The sequence below is a fragment of the Pseudomonas sp. FSO-7 genome, assembly GCF_059579345.1.
Window position 1 is genome coordinate 3,283,864 of record NZ_CM184193.1, and the last position, 19,058, is coordinate 3,302,921.

Sequence of the window (19,058 nt, forward strand, 5' to 3'; positions counted from 1 at the left end):
TACCTGTCTAGTTGATCTGCACCGAACCGCCCTTGATACGGTTCACGCCGGAGGACCGGTTCGAGAGATAGGTCCCTCGAATCAGCACCTTGCCCTCGCGGGTGAGGGTGATGCTCGCCTTGCCGCAGCGCAGGACGATTTCCCGCTCTGCCGTAAACTCCAGGCGTTCGCCGTCCAGATGGGCGACGGCTGGTGTTGTGGTTTGCGGCAGGCGCTGGATGCGACCGATCACCAGCGGTCGGCTCAGGTCGCCAGCCTCGAACATCAGCGCGACCTGGGCGCCGATGTCTTCACGGGCGAGTGGGGTAGTGGTGCGCGCGGCGAGGCCGGTTTCGCCGGGGCAGCCCGGGAAGGCCACCACAGGGGCATCCGCACTGGGCACATCCAGCAGCACCCCAATCACGACGCCATCCACGCGCGCGGACGTGGCGGAGGGGGAAGCGGGAAAATGATATTCAACGGTCATGGCGCCCACTCCGTGGCTAGTTCTGCAGGATTTTCTGGCCTTTGACGACAACGTTCTTGTTCGCCTTGATGTTGATGGCGCCGGAACCGTCGAGGGTAATGTTCTTGCCGCTGATCACGATGGTGCCGTCCTTCTTCATGGTGATGCTGGCCGCGCCCGTGGTCAGACTGATGAAGTCGCCGGCGTTGAGGGAGAAGTGCTTGCCCACGTCCAGGCTGTCGTTCTGCTTGATGCTCGTGCTGCGGTTCTGGGCGACATCGCGGGACTCGTTCTGGCCGATCTGGGTACTCTGGTTGCCGTTGATCTCGATCCCTTCGTTGCCCTGGACCGTTTCGTTACGGTTGCCGCTGATGCCGATGGTCTCGTTGCCGCCCACGTCCTCGGTCCGGTTGCTGGCGATGGTGATTTTTTCGTTCGCACCGACTTTTTCCGTGCGGTCGGCACCGATGGTGATGGTCTCGTTACTGCCCACGCTCTCGGTGCGATTGGCACCAATAGTGATTTTCTCGTTGCTGCCAACATCCTCGGTGCGGTTCACACCGATAGAGATGGTTTCGTTATTGCCGACCTTTTCCTTGCGATCCACACCAATGGTGATGGTTTCGTTGTTATCGACGGTTTCGGTACGGTCGTGTTTAACGTGTACGGTCTCGTCGTTGTCGATGGTCTTGCGCCGGTCGTGGCCAACCCAGTGGGTCTCGTCGTTCTCGACCTCGATGTCCTGGTTTTTCTCGGCGTGGATAAACAGCTGCTCGGCGCCTTTCTTGTCCTCCATACGGATTTCATTGAAATTGGCCGGTGAGCCGCCCTTGCTTGAACGGCTTTTCACCCCGCTCTGGGTGGCATTGGCGGGCAACCCGTAGGGCACGGTCTGTTCGGCGTTGTAGACGCGGCCGGTGATGATCGGCCGATCCGGATCGCCCTCGAGGAAACTGACGATCACTTCCTGACCGATCCGCGGGAGCTGCACGGATCCCCAGTTCTTGCCGGCCCAGGCCTGTGAGACCCGAATCCAGCAGGAGCTGTTTTCATTGGACTGGTCATGGCGATCCCAATGGAAATGCACTTTGACCCGGCCATATTGGTCGGTCCAGATCTCCTCGCCACTGGGCCCCACCACCACGGCGGTCTGCGGTCCACGGACGATGGGCATCGGCGTGAGGGGCAGAGGGCGGAAGGCCTGGTTGGCATCCATGCAGTCCAGCTCGCTGACGAACTGCTCGGCGACGTCCGACTGCCCGCTTTCATAGGCATCCTGACGAATCTGATAACGGGCGGCCACCACCAGATACTCGCGGTTCTGGTCCGCACGGTCGTATCCCGTCAGCGTGAACACATGACCGCAACCGATTCCGCGGGCGCGTCCGCGCAGCTGCACACGCTCGAACTGGCTGTGGATGGCTTCGATGCGGGTACGCGCGTAGTGATCGCCATCGTTGCTCTGGACGTATTCTCCGGGGTAGTCGTAGAGCGGGTAGTCGGCGTTGGTGTGGTTGCGCGGCACACTGGAGCGCACCTCAAGGCTGGCCCGCGGGCGCAGGAAGTCGTAGTCGTTCAGCGCCAGCGAGCCGGGTTGGACTTCCCGTGCCAGTTGCCAGTCGTAGAAATGATCGCGCTCGCGCATTTGCCGATCGGGCGGGTAGAAGGGCACCGAGGCATAGTCCGCCGCGGTGGAGTGGGCACCGTAGGCGTCGGCCATCACCAGCACGTGACGGGACTTTTCATGGCGAAAGTAGTAATAGATGCCTTCCTGCTCCATCAGCCGACTGACGAAGTCGAAGCTGGTTTCGCGGTACTGCACGCAATATTCCCACTCACGGTAGCTGCCGCTCAGGCTGTCTTCGAAATCGGAGAAGCCGAGGTCGCGGAACACCTGCTTGATGATGTCCGGCACCGTCTTGTTCTGGAAAATCCGGCAATCGGAGGTGCGGGTGAGCAGCCAGAACCAGGGGCGTAGACTGACACGGTAACCGGCGAACTGGCCGTGCCCGGTCAACTGCCGGCAACTGCAGACAATGCCGTGGAAATAGCGTTTGCCGCCGTCGTACAGCTCCAGGGTCAGGCCCATCGGCTTGCCCAGCAATTGGTCGAACGTGATCGCCCGGTCTTCGGAGGTCAGGTCCAATTCGTAGTGGAACAACCGCCCCAACTCTTCGCTGCCTTCCATGCTTTGCAGCAACAGGACATCGCCGCCGAGAGGACTGTCGACCTGCACCAAACGGGTGTTTTGCGTGATTGCCATGAGCGGCTTCCTTGGCTCGGGTTCGGGCGTCAGTTGGCCGTCATCAATAAGGTGGCGCCGTACGCAAGGTCGCCGCCAAAGGGTATGCGAAGGGAAACCGAGTCCAACGTTTGCTGCACATCCACCACAGAGGTGATCTCCTTATCGGTCTTGCGGTCTTCAATCAAAGTGGACGTATGAGCCGCTGGATCAACGTGTGTCCGGAGCCATTGGATGGCGTCCCTGATCCGTTGAATACGTTCCAGCATCCAGCCAGATTGGCAGACGCTGAGGTCAAGATAGGTGACAGAAAGGTCGTTTGCTTAGTTTCGTTGGCTATATGGATAATTCTGAAATCGAATAAATAATGAATGGGCTGAGCATAGGGATCCACGCTATGGCCGCTGTAAAACCTGCCTCCCCAAGTGTTCGCACACGTCTTGACGCCTCGCTTGCGCCGCGTCCCTCATTCGGATCAAGCGCGTTTAAGTTGTGCTATTGTATTCAAAGGTAATACCTATTGATACCAGAGAGGCCGATATGGCGACGTCGATCAAAATCGATGAGGACTTGAAGTACCGCATCCAGCAGTTGGCGAATGCGCGGCAGCGCTCGGCCCACTGGATCATGCGAGAAGCCCTTTCTCAGTATGTAGCACGAGAGGAAGCACGGGAAAGCTTCAAGCAGGAGGCGCTGGCTTCGTGGACGGCCTACCAGGAAACGGGCCTGCACCTGACAGGGGCTGAGACCCGAGATTGGCTTAAAACGTGGGGAACCGAGGAAGAGTCGGAGCTTCCTGAATGCCACGATTGATCGTTACTGCGGGGGCGGGTGAAGGTCTGGAGCGTTGCCGTCGTTTCCTGCTGGAAAAAGACGTACAGGTGACACGCAGGGCGGCTCAAGTCATTGAGCAGCAGTTGATGCGCCTGGAAGCCGACCCCCATATAGGTCGCCCCTTCGCCGAGTCACCCGAACTACGAGAATTGATCATTACTTTTGGTGACGCGGGCTACGTTGCGCTTTACCGTTTTGTCCCCGCGGAAGAAACCGTGTACGTATTGGCGTTCCGACACCAGAAGGAAGCGGGTTACTGATTGAAATTCTTCCAGGGTTTCAGTTCCTCGACCGGCAGCTTGCCGGTCACCACATGCATGGAACTGATAAACACGTCTTCGATATCGACATGCTTGCCGTTGTACTCACCGCTTGGCTGGTATCCGCAGACCACCACCAGGGGCGGGATATTCAGGCGGGCGGCAGCCATCAGTTGGCCGGGGACCGTTTAATCGCAAGAAGCCAGGCAGACCATGCCGTCGAGTTGAGCGCCTTCGACGGCGACTTCGATGTCGTTGGTGATGAGGTCGCGGGCGGCGAGCATGTAGGCGCCCCCGGCACCGGCGCCGGTGATGAAGTCGCTGGGCGCGGCGGTGCGGATTTCGAAGGGCAGGGCACCGGCCTCGCGTATCGACTGCTTGAGGACCTCCGCGATGCCATCCAGGTGACGGCGAATCGTTGGTTGCGTCAATCCTTCATCGAATTGCTCGCCGATTTCTCTCCTGCGGAAACGGTATCCATCTGAGCCGTGGTAATTTTGCGTCGGCACCGGTCATTGAGCCGTTTCTGACAGGAATGTCAGGAAGCCGTCAGCCTCCAGACACCTTCGCTGTCTAGACTCATTGGGTTGCCCCGTTGTTGCAGAGGAGTCACCTGATGCGTTTGCTCATTGTCGAGGATGAAGAAAAAACCTCCTCCTACGTCCATCGTGGCTTGACCGAGCTTGGCTACATTGTCGACGTTGCCGCCAATGGCATCGATGGCCTGCACTACGCATTGGAATGGGAATACGACGTGGTGATCCTGGATGTGATGCTGCCGGGCAAGGACGGTTACGACGTATTGCAAGGCCTGCGCCTGCACAAGAAAACCCCGGTCATCATGCTGTCGGCCAGGGGCACGGTGGATGACCGCATTCGAGGGCTGCGCGAGGGCGCCGATGATTACCTGGGCAAACCTTTTTCATTTGCCGAGCTCGTCGCGCGTGTCCAGGCCTTGATACGGCGTCGCGCCGGCGACACGGCTGACCTGACGCATTTGCGCATCGACGACCTGGAGGTCGATCTGCAAGCGCGCAAGGTGACCCGGGGTGGGCTGCGGCTGGACCTGACGGCCAAGGAGTTCTGTCTGTTGAGCCTGTTGGCACGGCACCAGGGCGAGATTCTTTCCAAGTTGATGATTGCCGAGCAGGTCTGGGACATGAATTTCGACAGTGACGCCAACGTGGTCGAGGTCGCGATCAAGCGTGTCCGCGCCAAGGTGGATGCCCCGTATCCGCGCAAGCTGCTGCATACCGTCCGCGGCATGGGGTATGTATTGGAAAGCCGAGAGGCCGATGGCAGGCAAAGTGGTACGCCTTGATGAAACGATCGATTGCCAAGCGACTCGCCCTGATGTTCGCCCTCGCTGTCCTGCTGATCATGTCGGTCAGCGCGACGCTGTTGCGCTGTTCCTTGAAGCAATCCCTCGATGAGCAGATGCAGAACGAGTTGATCCTGCGACACTCGGTACTTGACCCGGTGCTGGCGAAATACGATTCGCCGGCGTTCTGGGTCGGCTTGCGCCAGAAGCTCGACGACCTGACGCCCGCGGATGAACGGGTCCGCTATTGGATCCTGGTGGACAACCCGGCCTTCAGTTATGGCGGGGCGATGCCGGATGGCCAGGATTGGTCGAAGCGCTCCGATGGGCTGTTTACCCTCGACCTACCTGAGAAAGAGCGGCCCATGATGGCGTTGCTCAAGACCATCCCGGCCATGGGCAACCGTCCGGAACTGCGCTTTATCGTGGGGCTGGATTCAACGCCGTTCAGGAAGACCCTGGACCACTTCACCAAGATACTGATCCTGACCTCTGCGTTGGGTATCGGCCTGGTTGCGCTGCTCGGTTACTGGATCGCGCGTTTCGGCCTGGGGCCGGTGAGGCGTTTGAGCCATCAAGCCAATAGCCTGCCGCCGGGGGATTCGAAGCAGCGACTGGACACCGAGGCGCTACCAGGGGAATTGCAGGAACTGGCGGTGTCGTTCAACGGCGCCTTGGCGCGCCAGGAAGCGGCCTGGTGTCAGCTCGAAGGGTTCAACGCCAATGTGGCCCATGAGTTGCGAACGCCTCTGACCAACCTGATCGGACAGACCCAGGTGGCATTGGCCCACGGGCGTGAGGTGAGCGAGCTTCAGGACTTGCTGCAGTCGAACCTCGAAGAGCTGGAACGGATGGGCGCCATCGTCAATGACATGCTGTTCCTGGCCGGGGCCGAGAGCGGGCAACGGGCAACCGAGCTCAGTGATGTCTCGCTGTATGAAGAGGCGTCGAAGACGGTGGAGTATCTGGAGCCGGTGCTGCATGACAAACAACTGAGCGTGGTGATCCAGGGCGACATGCGCGTGTGCATCGACCGACGCCTTTTTCACCGCTCCCTGGCCAATCTGATACAGAACGCGGCGCGCTACGCGGTGCCGACCAGCACTATCACGGTGAGCCTGGTCAGCCACGGCATGCAGGTCGAGGTGAGCGTTTCCAATGCCGGCGAGCCCATCGATAACGTGCACCTGGAACGTTTGTTCGAGCGTTTCTACCGCGCCGACGCCGCCCGGGCGCGAAGCGATGCGCACCATGGCCTAGGGCTTTCCATCGTGCGTGCGGTAGCGTCCATGCACGGTGGGCGCGTGTTCGCCCACAGCGAGAATGGGCTCAATACCTTCGGCTTTTCCTTGATGAACCAGGCGGCGCTTTAGTCGTCGCCCCTGCGCATAAAGTCCACCCGCGTTTGACATCTTCCCGTCAGCCAGCAGTCACCTTGACGTCAGTCGCCCCCGCCTAGAGTGCTACGACCATCCCAACGAGGACAGTGTCGTGGAGCCCACTATGAACATTCGAAACCTGTCGATTGCCGGCCTGCTGGCAGTCATCTCCTTGAGCGGCTCGCCGCTGCTCGCCAAAGAACAAACGCAGTTTCCGGCCTACGAATATGGCATGCCGCTGGACATCGCCAGGGTCATTCATATCGAGGAGGCGACATCGCCGGTATGCGAGGTCGTGCAAGCCAAGATGACCTACTTGAACACCCAAGGAGTAAAGAAGCACGTCAGCTTTCTGCAGCTGGCTGAGGCGTGCTCGAAACAGTGACCGTCCGGCGATGCCGGTTCATTTCTTCAGACAGGGACCATCACCATGTGGAATAGCACAACAACACCCGCCATTGGCCGCATGATCGACATGAGCCGGCTTGCAAGACTGGCGAAAACCCTTGCCGCGGGCGTCGCGCTGCTCAGTGCGGTGAGTGTCGAAGCGTCCGCTCGCATTGCACCGAAACCAGACTGGTCGACCGGCGACATGCCGTCCCAGAAAGGTCGAATCGTCCTGATCACCGGTGGCACCAGTGGCATGGGCTACGAGGACGCGCTAGCCTTGGCGCGCGCCGGCGCCGAGGTCATCATCGCCGCGCGCAACCCGGAGCGCGGCGCGCAGGCCATCGCGCGTATCCGCGAGTCCGTGCCCGACGCCAAGGTGCAGTTCGAGGCCGTTGACCTGGCCGATCTTTCATCGGTGCGCGGCCTGGCCCAGCGTCTCAACCAGCGGCTGCCGCGCCTCGACGTGTTAATCAACAACGCCGCCGTCATGGCGCCTCCCGAACGGGGCACATCCGCTGATGGCTTTGAACTTCAGTTGGCCACCAACTACCTGGGGCACTTCGCGCTGACCGGCCTGTTGGTGCCGCTCTTGCGTCAAAGCCAGGATGCTCGCGTGGTAAGCCTGTCAAGCATTGCCGCGGCGCGCGGCGCGATGAACCTCGATGACCTTCAGAGCGAGCAGAAGTACGACCCCTACGCGGCCTACGCCCAATCGAAACTGGCCGTCCTGCACTGGGCCTTTGCCTTGCAGCGGCGCAGCGATGCTGAGAACTGGGGCATTCGCAGCATGGCGGCACACCCCGGCGTGGCGGTCACCGAGTTGGTCGCACGGGGGCCCGGCCTGGACAGCGAGTTCGGTCGGCGCTGGGCAAAGGACCGCGACGCGTACCACTCAGCGGCACAAGGAGCGTTACCCACGTTGTACGCCGCCACGGCTGAACATGCCGTGGGTGGGGCTTATTACGGCCCGACCGGTGACGATGAAAGACGCGGTCCGTTGGGGTTCGCCAAGACGCCGCCGGCCGCGAGCACGGAGGCGGATGCCGAACGGCTCTGGGCCGTCTCCGAGCGCCTGACTGGCGTGACCTATCGCTGATGCAACCCTGGGCGCGGGCATCCGTCCCGCGCTTGACCCTTGCCTTGTTGCCGTCTCCCCGGAGTCCCTATGAGTACGCCATCCTATTTGCAGCGGCTGAGTCTCGCCCTGAACGCCCGCGGCGGCGAGTTGCGTCCTGCGCTGTGCGGGTTCTTGCTGTTTCTGTGCCTCTTCACCGGTTACTTCATGCTGCGCCCGATCCGTGAGTCGATGGGTATCGCGGCGGGGGTGGAGAATTTGCAATGGCTGTTTACCGCGACCTTCCTGGTCATGCTGGCGGCCGTGCCGTTGTTCGCCTGGCTCAGTTCCCGAGTGCCGCGCCTGCGCCTGATCGACTGGGTGTACGGCTTCTTCGGCTTCAACCTGTTGATGTTCGTCGAGTTGTTCCAGTTCCAGCCGGACAGTGTCTGGCTGGCCCGGGTCTTTTACGTCTGGATATCGGTCTACAACCTGTTCGTCGTCTCCGTGGCCTGGAGCCTGATGGCGGATGTGTTCGACAGCGAGCAGGCCAAACGCCTGTTTGCCTTCATCGCTGCGGGCGCCAGCGTCGGTGGCCTATTGGGGCCGGCCTTGAGCGCGCTGCTCATTGGTCCCCTCGGCGCCTCGGGGTTGATGCTGCTGGCGGCCTTGTTGCTCGGTGCCACGCTGGTCTTGAAACGGGCGTTGATGCAATGGCGTGAAACGGGCGGGGCTGGCCGTCCCGGCGCCGCGCCGACGCAAAGCCCCCGGCAGCCACTGCGGGGCAACCCCTTCAGCGGTTTGACCGCCGTGCTTGCGTCACCTTACTTGTTGGGGATCGCCGGGTTCGTGGTCTTGTTGGCGACGGTGAGCACCTTTCTCTATTTCGAGCAGGCACGCCTGGTGGCCGAGCTCTATCCGGATCGCGAGGCGCAAGTGCGCATCTTCGGCACCATCGACATCATCGTGCAGGCCGGTGCGTTGCTGTCCCAGCTGTTCATCACTGGTCGCATCGCGCCGAAACTGGGGGTGCGTGCTTTGCTGGCCATCGTGCCGCTGCTCATGTGCATCGGCTTCCTGGGCCTGGCGTTGGCGCCAGGGTTCGCGTTGCTGGCGGCGGTGATGATTGTGCGACGAATCGGCGAATACGCGTTCGTCCGACCGGGCAGGGAGATGCTGTTCGCGCCGTTGGATGCCGAGAGCAAATACAAGGCCAAGAACTTCATCGACACCGTGGTTTATCGCGCGGGTGATGCCATGAGCGGCTGGGCCAAGAGTCTGCTCGACCTGCTCGGGCAGGGCGCCGGCCCGGCCGCGATGATGGGCGCCTGTTGCGCGCTGCTGTGGGGGTACTTGGGCTGGCAACTGGGGCGGCGGGCAGATAATGCCGCTTCGCGGGAGTTACGCTTGGCGGTCATCGTGGCCAGGGATGAAGGCCGTGCCGACGAGGATGAAACCCACTCTATTGTCCGTCGCGTTGTTGCGACGAGTGAAAGGTGATGCGGATGGGTCTGAAAAATAAAATACTGGCAGTCGGTGCGATCGTTGCCTTATCGGCGTGCTCCAGCGTGTTTACGGGCAAAGAAAACACCTTGGTCGGGACATGGCGCATGGTCAGTGCAACCGTTGAAAGCCAGGGCAGTGTATCGGATGCTTACGGCCCCGATCCTCATGGCTGGCTCGTCTTCACGCCAGAGCTGACGTTTGTCGAAGTGCTCACTGATCCGCGCGTGCCGGCGTTTCGTTCCAATGTGCGTGGCGAAGGCACCGATGAGGAAAATCGGGCAGCGCTGGCGGGGAGCATCGGTTTCTTCGGGCGATATACCGTCGACCAGAACGGTGAGTTCACAGGCAACACGGTCAAAGGGTCGACGTTCCCGAACTGGGTGGGCGCTGTGCGTACCCGGGACGACCTGCAGTTGAAGGTCGACGGCGACCGGATGGTGGAAGACTTTCGCCGCCCCGATGGGGCGAAGGTTCACATCGTCTGGGAGCGTGTAAGGTGATTCGATGCGTTGTGCAGGGTGTCATGACGCCTCCGGCACTCATGACACCCTCTCCCGTTCGATAGAGGGGCAGGGGAGCTATGAGGCAACGGCAGGCGATTCGACAAACCCGACGATCGCCTTGGTTTCCAGGTACTCCTCGAGGCCGAAGACGCCGTACTCACGGCCATTACCCGAGCGCTTGTAGCCCCCGAAGGGCGCCATGGGGTTCCAGGCCGGGTAATTCAGGAGCACTTGCCCGGCGCGGATACGGGAAGCCACTGCACGCGCCAGCTCAAGATCCTGTGACTGGACATGGGCGCCGAGCCCATAGATCGTGTCGTTGGCGATCGCGACCGCCTCGTCGATGGTTTCATAGGCAATGATGCACAGCACTGGCCCGAAGATTTCTTCCTGGGCGATCCGCATGGCGTTATCCACCTCGGAGAAAACCGTCGGGCGGGTGTAGAAACCTTTTTCAAACCCCGGCACGCGGCCCAACCCGCCGCACAGCAGTTTGGCACCCTCATGCAGGCCAGCCTGGATCATGGCTTGCACGCGATTGAACTGGGCTTCATTGGCGATGGGGCCGAGTACCGTCTCCGGTGATTGCGGATCGCCCACGATGATCGCGTTGGCGGTGGCGGCCGCCAGCGCTTCGACCTCCGCCAGGCGGTCCTTGGGCACAATCATCCGGGTGGGGGCGCTGCACGATTGCCCGACATTGCGGAACGCCGTCATCACGCCCAACGGGACGGCTTTGGCAAAGTCGGCGTCGGGCAGCAGAATGTTCGGGGATTTACCGCCCAATTCCTGCCCGACCCGCTTAGCCGTTGGAGCGGCCGCCTGGGCGACCAGCGCACCTGCGCGGTTTGAGCCAGTAATCGAAATCATGTCGATGTCAGGGTGTGCGGCCATTGCCGCGCCGACCACATGGCCGCTGCCGTTCACCAGGTTGAAGACGCCCGGTGGAAGGCCTGCGTCATGCACCACTTGCGCAAACAACAAGGCGCTCAGCGGCGACAGTTCGCTGGGCTTGAGCACCACCGTGCAGCCAGCCGCCAGCGCCGCGGCGACTTTTGCGGTGATCTGGTAAAGCGGCCAGTTCCATGGGGTGATGAGGCCGCAGACGCCGATAGGTTCGCGTTGGATCGCGGTCCCGTTCTCGACGGTCTGGAAACGATAAGTGGAGAGGAGGTCGCGGGCGACCCGGACGTGTTCGGCGGCCAGGGGCACTTGCATTGCCCGTGCGGAACCGATGGCCGCGCCCATTTCCAGTGAGATTGCCTGGGCAAACGCTTCTTTTCGCTCAAGGATAAGCGCATGGATCTTGCCCAGTACCAACGCGCGCGCCGCTGTGGAAGTGGCAGACCAATCGGCAAACGCGGCACGCGCCGCCGCGACCGCCCGATCGACATCCTCGGCAGACCCGCTGGCGACCTGGGCAACGACCGCTTCGGTTGCCGGATTGACCACCGGCAAACTGGCCGGGCGTACCGGAGCAGACCAACCGCCATCGATATAAAACAGGTGGGCGGTTTGCGGATCAACGCTGTAGCTGTTCGAAGATTGAGTAGTCATCCAAGGTGTTCCTTTCGAGCGGTATGTCGAGCCTGCTCAATAAGCTAACAAAGCAGCCCAGACAAAATATGCCGTTCTTCTAGGGCGCAAAGGAGAATCTGCCGTATCTGCCGGGCTAACTTGGCACTCCAGCGGGAGCGGGCTCCCTCACCATGATTAGCTGCGCGCTATCGCTTCAACTTCGATCAGGTAGCCATGATGCAAGGCCGGAACCGGCACCACCGCCCGCGCTGGCCGGTGTTCTCCCAGGTAACCGGCGTAGATTCGATCGAAGGCGGGCCAGTGTTCGATGCCTGCGACATAGACAGTGACCTTCAGCAGGTCGCTCGTGCTTCGGCCCGCGGCACTGAGGATCGCCACCAGGTTATCGAGCGCGATGGAGGCTTGGACCTCAAACGGTTGGTCGGCGCTGTGGACGCCATCGACGCGTATCGGCAGTTGCCCGGACACATACAGAACGCCTTGGTGCACGACTGCCTGGGCGTAATGTCCACCCGGCGCTGCGGCGTTGGCCGTGCAGATCAAATTGATCGAGCCTGTTTGATTACCAGCCATGCAGACGACTCCAGAGGTGCACGCCGCTCTCGGCGTCAAACGCGTGATAGTCCGGGAATTGCGCGCCTGTGGCACAGGCATGGTTGGGCAGGATGCGCAGCCGGCTACCGATGGGAAAGCACGCGGTGATATCGATACCTTCGACCGTTTCAAGCGAGATGATGCCGTGCTCCTGATTGGCTCCGGTGAGCAGCGCGCCCTTGATCCAATCGCCAGCTTCGGTGCAAACCTGACCATAACCAAAGTCCCGCTGTTGGCGCTGCGTGCCCCGGTCACGGCTCACGGCCATCCAACCGGCATCGGTGATGATCCAGCCTTTGCCTTGCTGATGACCGATGACGGTGGTCAGCACGCTCAACGCCAACTCGTCCGCTTGGCAGATACCGATGTTGTGCATCACCAGATCGAAGAACACATAGACCCCGGCGCGTACTTCAGTGACGCCTTCCAGATTCAGTGCCGACAATGCCGTAGGTGTCGAGCCGATGCTGACCTCCGGGCACGAGAAGCCGGCGTGGCGAATGCGTTGGGCCGCTTCGACGCAGAGATAGCGTTCCTGTTCGGCCAGGGCCTGCAGCGCTTCAGGGGTGTCGAGTTCGTAACTTGACCCGGCATGGGTCATCACACCGCGAAGCTGCATGCCACCGTCGCTGAGTATCCGGGCGACTTCTACGAGTGATCGTCTTCGACCTGCAGGCCAGATCGATGGCCGTCGCAGTCGATCTCGATCCAGACGTCGAAACGTTCGTGGTGTTGCTGGCCGAAGGCGACGATGGCCTGGGCGGCAGCGAGGCTGTCGGTAAGGATGCTCAACTGGCAGCCTTGGCGCCGCAGCAGAAGGGCTTGGGCCAGTTTGCCTGGCGCGATGGCGACGGCGTAGAAAACGTCACGGATGCCTTCAGCGAAACAATATTGGGCTTCCTTCAAGGTAGAAACCGTGACGCCGCTGGCGCCGGCGGCGAGCTGCGCCTGGATCACGGGCAGGCATTTGCTGGTTTTGATATGCGGGCGCAAACGCACTCCCAAGGCATCCATGCGTTGTTGCATGCGCTGGATATTGCGCTGCATGCGCGGCACATCGATGATCGCGACGGGGGTATCGAGGGTGGCAAGAGAGGCTGGCATGAGGAGGGCTCGAATGGCTGGGTACAGGGAGCACTCTACAAAACGGTCGTGAAGCTGTGCTTCAATGAGATGTCATCAATCATTAAGCACAATTGAATGATCTCCATCGAAGACCTGCGTCTGGCCGTGACGCTGGCGCGCGCCGAGTCGTTGAGCGCTGCCGCCAGAATCCTGAATGTCTCACCCCCTGCGCTGTCCATGCGTCTGCGCAAGTTGGAGACGTTGCTCGGCCTGACGTTGGCCAATCGTGATGCCCGGCGCCTGAGCCTCACCGCCGATGGCGAGCGTTTCGCCCGGGAAAGTGCGCGCTTGCTGGAGCAGCTGGAGGCGCTCCCTGAATCCTTCAAGCAACACGACGAACAACTGGTCGGCACGCTCAGGCTGGCGGCGCCGTTCGGCTATGGACGGCAACGCATCGCACCGCTGCTGGCCCGGTTCGCCAGGTTGCACCCTCAGCTGTGCCTGCACCTGGATTTACGCGAAACGCCCTGGCCTGATCGTCACGACAGCGACGCGGTGATTCACATCGGTCACCTCAATGACAGCCTGTGGGTGGCCAGACTCCTTACGTCAAATGACCGATGGTTATGCGCAAGCCCTGCCTATCTGGAGCAGCACGGGACGCCGTCGTCGCCCGAGCAACTCGCTGAGCACCGCTGCATTTGCATTCGTGAAAATGATGAAGATGTCACGCTGTGGCATCTGCGCAAGGGGCAGGGGCGTAAAACCTTGCGCATCGAGCCCGCGATGCTGAGCAACGATGGTAGCGTGGCCCGACGTTGGGCCGAGCAAGGCCTGGGGCTGGTGCTGCGTTCGCAATGGGATGTCAGTGACGCCATTGCCAACAGGCGTCTGGTTCGGGTGTTGGCGGATTGGCAATTCGACAGTGCGCCGATCAATCTGCTGGTGCCTGCACGAAAACTGCGTAGTCCGCGGGTGCAGGCTTTGGTGGTGTTTCTGGAAGAGGCGTTGAAAGCATGATTGGCAGATTTTGGTGTGTATATCCGTTATTTAGGTAACGGCGGCTTAGGGTTCCGCCCTTACGGCGGGTCACTTTTGAAGAGCGCAAAAGTAACCAAAACGCTTCTGCCCCACCACTCGGTGCCTCGCTTAGGCTCGGCATGCCTGAACGAAGGCATTGCTCCGTGGGCCGCCGCGAAGGGCCATCCATGGCCCAGCGCGGCTAACCCGGCATCCATGCCGGGTTGCCCACTCCACAACACCTTCGTTCAGCCAGCGTGGTTAATGGGGCGCCTGAGATCAACGTCCATCACGAGGCGGCCTGATAGCCGACCTGGTTCTTGATGGGACCGCGTTTCTCCTGTGGGATGAGTGTGGGAGCGAGCCTGCGCGCGATGGCGGTGGGTCAGTTTGCGGTGATGTTGGATGTGCCGGCGTCATCGCGAGCAAGCTCGCTCCCACAGGGGATCTTGGGTGTTCATAAGTCTTGTGTTCACCACAGGCCCATTGTGGGAGCGAGCTTGCTCGCGATAGCGGTGGTTCAGCCACATAGATGTTGGATGTGTCCCGCTCTTGCTTTGGCTCTTGCTTTGGCTCTTGCTTTGGCTCTTGCTCTGGCTCTTGCTCTGGCTCTTGATCTTGATCTGGACGCCCCGTTAAACCACGCTGGCCGAACGCAGGCATTGCGCAGTGGGCATCCCGGCATGGATGCCGGGATAGCCGCGCTGGGCCATGGATGGCCCTTCGCGGCGGGCCCACGGAGCAATGCCGGAGTGAGGGCACACCGAGCCTTAGCGAGGTGCCAAGTGGTGGGGCAAGAGCGTTTTGGTTACTTTTGCGCTCTTCAAAAGTGACCCGCCGTAAGGGCGGAACCCTAAGTGGCCGCTACCGTAGCAACGGATATACACCCAAAACTACATCTCACAGAACAAATACCGAACCCTCCCGCAAAGTCTGCTGAACACATCCCGCAAAACGGTGCTTTGTACCAGCCAACCTATACTTTTAACCGTTTATGCACGGTTTCATGGTGTTGTAATAACCCCATGATTCAGCGTGGCACCAAAGCTTCCAGAACGAAGCAGCGGCTTGCCCAGGTCGCAACCCTCAGTGCATGGCCAATGCACCCGCGACCACCTGAAGAAGACGTACCTTCAAATCCCCCGGCCTTCATGGACATCCCTAAAATGCCAGCACCGCTAATTTCCGTAGAGACGAATTCTGAACTTCCGACACACGCCGACGTTGTCGTGATCGGCGGCGGCATTATCGGAACCTTCACGGCCTATTACCTGGCCAAGCGCGGCATGAAGGTCGCGCTGGTGGAAAAAGGCCGCGTGGGGGCAGAGCAGTCGAGCCGAAACTGGGGCTGGTGCCGTCAGCAGAATCGAGACGCTCGCGAGCTGCCGTTGTCGACCAAGAGCCTGGATCTGTGGGAGCAGTTCGCGGCAGAGACCGGTGAGGACACAGGCTTTAGAAGGTGTGGCTTGCTCTATCTGAGCAACAATGAGAAAGAGCTGGCCGGTTGGGCAAAATGGGGGGAGTTTGCCCGTACCGTCAACGTGAAAACCCACATGCTGACGGCGGAGCAGGCCGCTGAACATGGCCGGGTGACCGGCAAGCCGTGGAAAGGCGGGGTCTTTTCACCTACCGACGGTACGGCAGATCCATCCCGTGCCGCCCCGGCGGTTGCACGGGCGATCATCAAGTTGGGGGGCACGGTGCACCAGGGCTGCGCCGCGCGTGGCCTCGAGACCGAGGGCGGTCGATTGTCTGCCGTCGTTACCGAGAAGGGCACCATTCGCACCAAGCTCGCGGTGCTCGCCGGTGGCGCATGGGCGTCCTCTTTCTGCCGTCAGTACGGCATCCGGTTTCCCCAGGCGTCCATTCGTCAAACGATACTGGCCGTTTCCAAGAACGCCCAAGAGATACCGGACGCGCTCCACACGGATGAAGTCTCCATGACCCGTCGCTCTGATGGCGGGATCACGGTGGCCATCAGTGGTAGAGGGCGTGTTGACCCGACCCTGCAACTGCTGCGTTTCGCCCCGCAGTTCCTGCCGATGTTCCAGCGCCGCTGGCGCAAGCTGGCACCCGGTGGCCTGGAGGGCTTCCAGTCAGGGCACGAAGGCTTGGGCCGCTGGCGGTTGGACCAGCCAACGCCGATGGAGCGCATGCGAATTCTGGATCCGAAGGCAGACGCCTCGACGGTTGAGTTGACGTACAAGCGCGCGGTAGACCTGATCCCGATGCTGAAGACGTCGTCGGTCACCGCAGCCTGGGCAGGTTATGTGGACAGCACGCCTGATGGTGTCCCGGGCATCGGCGAGATGGCGAGCCTGCCTGGCCTGGTGCTGGCGGCGGGGTTCAGTGGTCACGGCTTCGGCATCGGCCCGGGTGCGGGCCATTTGATCGCCGATATTGTCTGTGACATGCCCCCACTGGTTGATCCGCGCCCCTATCACCCGGACCGTTTCCAATCTTCGGCCTGGGGCAAGGTCGCGGAGTTCTGAAGGCACTGGAAACTCACCCGCCAAACAATGAACGGGCGCATCCTCATGAGATGCGCCCGTTTTCGTTTGCAGGGGTAGATTCTGCCGCGTGCAGGGTTTTCAGCGGTTTTTTACGCACCATAAATGTCCGCAAATGCCTTGAAAACGGCGCAAATGCCCGCGCTTGGCGCATCCCGCACAGTCTGCTGAGCAGGCCCCGAAAAACGGTGGTTTGTGCCAAGCGACCTATACTTTTAACCGTTTATGCACGGTCTCATGATGCTGTAATAAATCCGTGATGCAGCGTTGCACCCAACCTTCCAGAACGGCGCAACCGCTTGCCCCTCATGACCTCAACCATCACTCAGGACTGCACTCATGAGCTTCCTTCGCCCCAAGTTCATTACCTTTGACTGCTACGGCACGTTGACCAACTTTCAGATGGGAACCATGACGCGCGAACTGTTCGCCGATCGGGTTCCTGCCGAGCAGATGGACCAGTTCGTCAAGGATTTCTCGGCCTATCGCCTGGACCAGGTCATGGGTGACTGGCGGCCGTACGATGAGATTCTCAAGACCGCCCTGGCCCGGGTCTGCAAGCGTTGGGGTGTCGAATACAAAGGCGAAGGTCAGCTTTACTACGATGCCGTACCGACCTGGGGCCCACATGCCGACGTACCGGCCGGCCTGTCGAAAATCGCCGACAAGATTCCCCTGGTGATTTTCTCCAACGCGATGGACGAGCAGATCATGTCCAACGTCGACAAGCTCGGCGCGCCTTTCCATAAAGTCTTCACGGCCCAACAAGCCCAAGCCTACAAGCCGCGCCTGGCGGCGTTCGAGTTCATGCTCGATAACCTCGGCTGCGGGCCGGAGGATGTCCTGCACGTGTCCTCGAGCTTCCGTTATGACCTGATGTCTGCCCACGACATGAAGATCAAGCACAAAGCGTTCGTGGCCCGTGGTCATGAACTGCCCGGAAACGCTGGCTACAGCTACCACCAGATCGCGGACATCGGCGGATTGGCCGGTTTGGTCGGTCTCTGAGTCTCTGGGCACTCTTCAAGGCATAAGGGGTTAGACATGGGCAGTGAGTCCTATTGGCTCGATACCGCACCGGCATTTACCGGTGCCCAGCTCGGTGCGTTGCCCGGGCAGGTCGATGTGGCCATCGTCGGTGGTGGTTTCACTGGCCTGGCCGCGGCCCGGGCCCTGGCCTTGAAGGGGGCCAGTGTGGCGGTGCTGGAAGGCGGGCGGGTCATTGGCGAGGCGTCAGGACGCAATGGCGGCCAGTGCAATACCGGCGTTGCCCAGGACTACGCGGCACTGAGTGCCAGCCTCGGCGCCGATAAAGCGCGCGCCTATTACCAGGCCTATGAAAGCGCCGTGCAGAGCGTCGTCTCGCTGGTGGAACAGGAGCGGATTGCCTGCGACCTCAAGCGCAATGGCAAGCTCAAGCTGGCGGCCAAACCCTTGCATTACGAAGGTTTGGCGCGCACCTGCGAATTAATTCGGCGTGAGGTCGATGTCGAGGTCGAGTTGCTGTCTGCGCAGGAGACCCGCGCTGAAGTCAACTCGGACCAGTTCCACGGTGGCTTGCTGCAGCGCAACGGCGTGCAGATGCACGTCGGGCGCTTCGGGGTCGGGTTGGCCGAAGCCGCAGCCCGTCACGGCGCGTTGATTTTCCAGGGTATGTCCGTAACGGACTGGAAAACCAGTGCCGGGGGCTATCGGGTCAATACCACCAAGGGTTCGCTTCAGGCCAAGCAGATCCTGCTGGCCACCGGCACCTCTCAGCAGGGTGGGTTGGGCTGGTATCGGCGGCGGATCGTGCCGGTGGGCAGTTTCGTGATCGCCACCGAGGTGCTGCCGCAGGCGTTGATCGACAGTTTGCTGCCGGCACACCGCTCCTATGTCACCAGCCGCATGATCGGTAACTACTTCCGCCTGACCCCGGACAACCGTCTGCTGTTTGGCGGGCGTGCACGGTTTGCCATGTCTGACAGCGTGTCCGACGCCAAGAGCGGCAAAGTCTTGCACGCGGCGATGGTGCAGATGTTCCCGCAACTGGCCCAGGTGAAGATCGATTATTGCTGGGGTGGATTGGTGGACATGACCTCCGATCGGTTGCCCCGGGCCGGCCAGCATGGAGGGGTTTATCACTCCATGGGCTACAGCGGTCATGGTGTGCAGATGTCGGTGCACATGGGGCAAGTCATGGCCGACGTCATGGCGGGCAAAGTCGAGGCCAACCCTTGGCGGGAACTCGATTGGCCGGCCATCCCCGGACACTTTGGCAAGCCCTGGTTCTTGCCACTGGTGGGTGCGTATTACCGCCTTCAAGACTATTTGCACTGAGTTGCGGGGAGACGCTTCACGCTTCAACACATTGCGTTAATCGCGAGCAATAGAGCCCGATCATTTCCGAAAGGTAG

Annotated in this window: 16 protein-coding genes and 2 pseudogenes; 12 read left to right on the forward strand and 6 right to left on the reverse strand. The window is 61.0% G+C overall.

Translation table 11 applies throughout. The features are described from left to right. Nucleotides 1-7 precede the first annotated feature (7 nt). Together AC515T_RS14425 and AC515T_RS14430 are read right to left on the reverse strand one after the other, a co-directional pair. Entirely contained in the window at nt 8-466 is a 459-nt protein-coding gene (locus AC515T_RS14425; RefSeq protein WP_496533039.1) for a DUF6484 domain-containing protein, read from the reverse strand. A gap of 16 nt (nt 467-482) precedes the next feature. After that, the gene (locus AC515T_RS14430) at nt 483-2,708 is read right to left on the reverse strand and encodes a type VI secretion system Vgr family protein (RefSeq protein WP_496533040.1); all 2,226 of its coding nucleotides are present in this window, start codon (nt 2,706-2,708) and stop codon (nt 483-485) included. A gap of 519 nt (nt 2,709-3,227) precedes the next feature. On the opposite strand from AC515T_RS14430, the gene AC515T_RS14435 reads away from it, so the two are divergent. After that, complete coding sequence (locus AC515T_RS14435; protein WP_496533041.1) at nt 3,228-3,500, forward strand: CopG family ribbon-helix-helix protein; 273 nt, start codon at nt 3,228-3,230, stop codon at nt 3,498-3,500. Beyond that, entirely contained in the window at nt 3,488-3,781 is a 294-nt protein-coding gene (locus AC515T_RS14440) for a type II toxin-antitoxin system RelE/ParE family toxin (RefSeq protein WP_496533042.1), read from the forward strand. Before AC515T_RS14435 ends, AC515T_RS14440 begins: the two co-directional genes overlap by 13 nt. Here AC515T_RS14440 and AC515T_RS14445 read toward each other — a convergent pair. Next, nucleotides 3,775-4,290: pseudogene (locus tag AC515T_RS14445) on the reverse strand (dihydroxy-acid dehydratase domain-containing protein). The gene AC515T_RS14440 and the pseudogene AC515T_RS14445 sit on opposite strands and share 7 nt — an antisense overlap. Before the next feature lie 107 nt (nt 4,291-4,397). On the opposite strand from AC515T_RS14445, the gene AC515T_RS14450 reads away from it, so the two are divergent. From AC515T_RS14450 to AC515T_RS14475, 6 genes are all read left to right on the forward strand, one after another. Further along, complete coding sequence (locus AC515T_RS14450; protein WP_496533043.1) at nt 4,398-5,102, forward strand: heavy metal response regulator transcription factor; 705 nt, start codon at nt 4,398-4,400, stop codon at nt 5,100-5,102. Next, nucleotides 5,102-6,475: a heavy metal sensor histidine kinase gene (locus AC515T_RS14455; protein ID WP_496533044.1), complete on the forward strand. Its 1,374-nt coding sequence runs from the start codon at nt 5,102-5,104 to the stop codon at nt 6,473-6,475. Before AC515T_RS14450 ends, AC515T_RS14455 begins: the two co-directional genes overlap by 1 nt. 130 nt (nt 6,476-6,605) lie before the next feature. Beyond that, nucleotides 6,606-6,866, forward strand: a complete 261-nt coding sequence (locus AC515T_RS14460; protein WP_496533045.1) for a DUF2790 domain-containing protein — start codon at nt 6,606-6,608, stop codon at nt 6,864-6,866. 45 nt (nt 6,867-6,911) lie between these two features. Then, complete coding sequence (locus AC515T_RS14465) at nt 6,912-7,967, forward strand: oxidoreductase (protein WP_496533046.1); 1,056 nt, start codon at nt 6,912-6,914, stop codon at nt 7,965-7,967. A 69-nt stretch (nt 7,968-8,036) separates the two neighbouring features. Then, nucleotides 8,037-9,425: an NTP/NDP exchange transporter gene (locus AC515T_RS14470; protein ID WP_496533047.1), complete on the forward strand. Its 1,389-nt coding sequence runs from the start codon at nt 8,037-8,039 to the stop codon at nt 9,423-9,425. A 5-nt stretch (nt 9,426-9,430) separates the two neighbouring features. Then, on the forward strand, nt 9,431-9,931 hold the full coding sequence (locus AC515T_RS14475) for a lipocalin-like domain-containing protein (RefSeq protein WP_496533048.1): 501 nt from the start codon (nt 9,431-9,433) through the stop codon (nt 9,929-9,931). Between the two features lie 78 nt (nt 9,932-10,009). Here AC515T_RS14475 and AC515T_RS14480 read toward each other — a convergent pair whose 3' ends face one another. The 3 genes and pseudogenes from AC515T_RS14480 to AC515T_RS14490 form a co-directional block, all read right to left on the reverse strand. Further along, nucleotides 10,010-11,491, reverse strand: a complete 1,482-nt coding sequence (locus tag AC515T_RS14480; protein WP_496533049.1) for an aldehyde dehydrogenase family protein — start codon at nt 11,489-11,491, stop codon at nt 10,010-10,012. Nucleotides 11,492-11,647: 156 nt separating this feature from the next. Continuing rightward, the gene (locus tag AC515T_RS14485; RefSeq protein WP_496533050.1) at nt 11,648-12,046 is read right to left on the reverse strand and encodes a RidA family protein; all 399 of its coding nucleotides are present in this window, start codon (nt 12,044-12,046) and stop codon (nt 11,648-11,650) included. After that, nucleotides 12,036-13,171 (reverse strand): annotated as a pseudogene (locus AC515T_RS14490) (DSD1 family PLP-dependent enzyme). The gene AC515T_RS14485 and the pseudogene AC515T_RS14490 overlap by 11 nt, the downstream one beginning before the upstream one ends. A 96-nt stretch (nt 13,172-13,267) precedes the next feature. On the opposite strand from AC515T_RS14490, the gene AC515T_RS14495 reads away from it, so the two are divergent. From AC515T_RS14495 to AC515T_RS14510, 4 genes are all read left to right on the forward strand, one after another. Continuing rightward, the gene (locus tag AC515T_RS14495) at nt 13,268-14,152 is read left to right on the forward strand and encodes a LysR family transcriptional regulator (RefSeq protein ID WP_496533051.1); all 885 of its coding nucleotides are present in this window, start codon (nt 13,268-13,270) and stop codon (nt 14,150-14,152) included. A gap of 1,166 nt (nt 14,153-15,318) precedes the next feature. Next, nucleotides 15,319-16,644, forward strand: coding sequence for an NAD(P)/FAD-dependent oxidoreductase (locus tag AC515T_RS14500; RefSeq protein ID WP_496533052.1), 1,326 nt, complete (start codon nt 15,319-15,321; stop codon nt 16,642-16,644). 357 nt (nt 16,645-17,001) lie between these two features. Continuing rightward, nucleotides 17,002-17,670, forward strand: a complete 669-nt coding sequence (locus AC515T_RS14505) for a haloacid dehalogenase type II (protein WP_496533053.1) — start codon at nt 17,002-17,004, stop codon at nt 17,668-17,670. A gap of 36 nt (nt 17,671-17,706) precedes the next feature. Next, the gene (locus tag AC515T_RS14510) at nt 17,707-18,981 is read left to right on the forward strand and encodes an NAD(P)/FAD-dependent oxidoreductase (protein ID WP_496533054.1); all 1,275 of its coding nucleotides are present in this window, start codon (nt 17,707-17,709) and stop codon (nt 18,979-18,981) included. Nucleotides 18,982-19,058 lie beyond the last annotated feature (77 nt).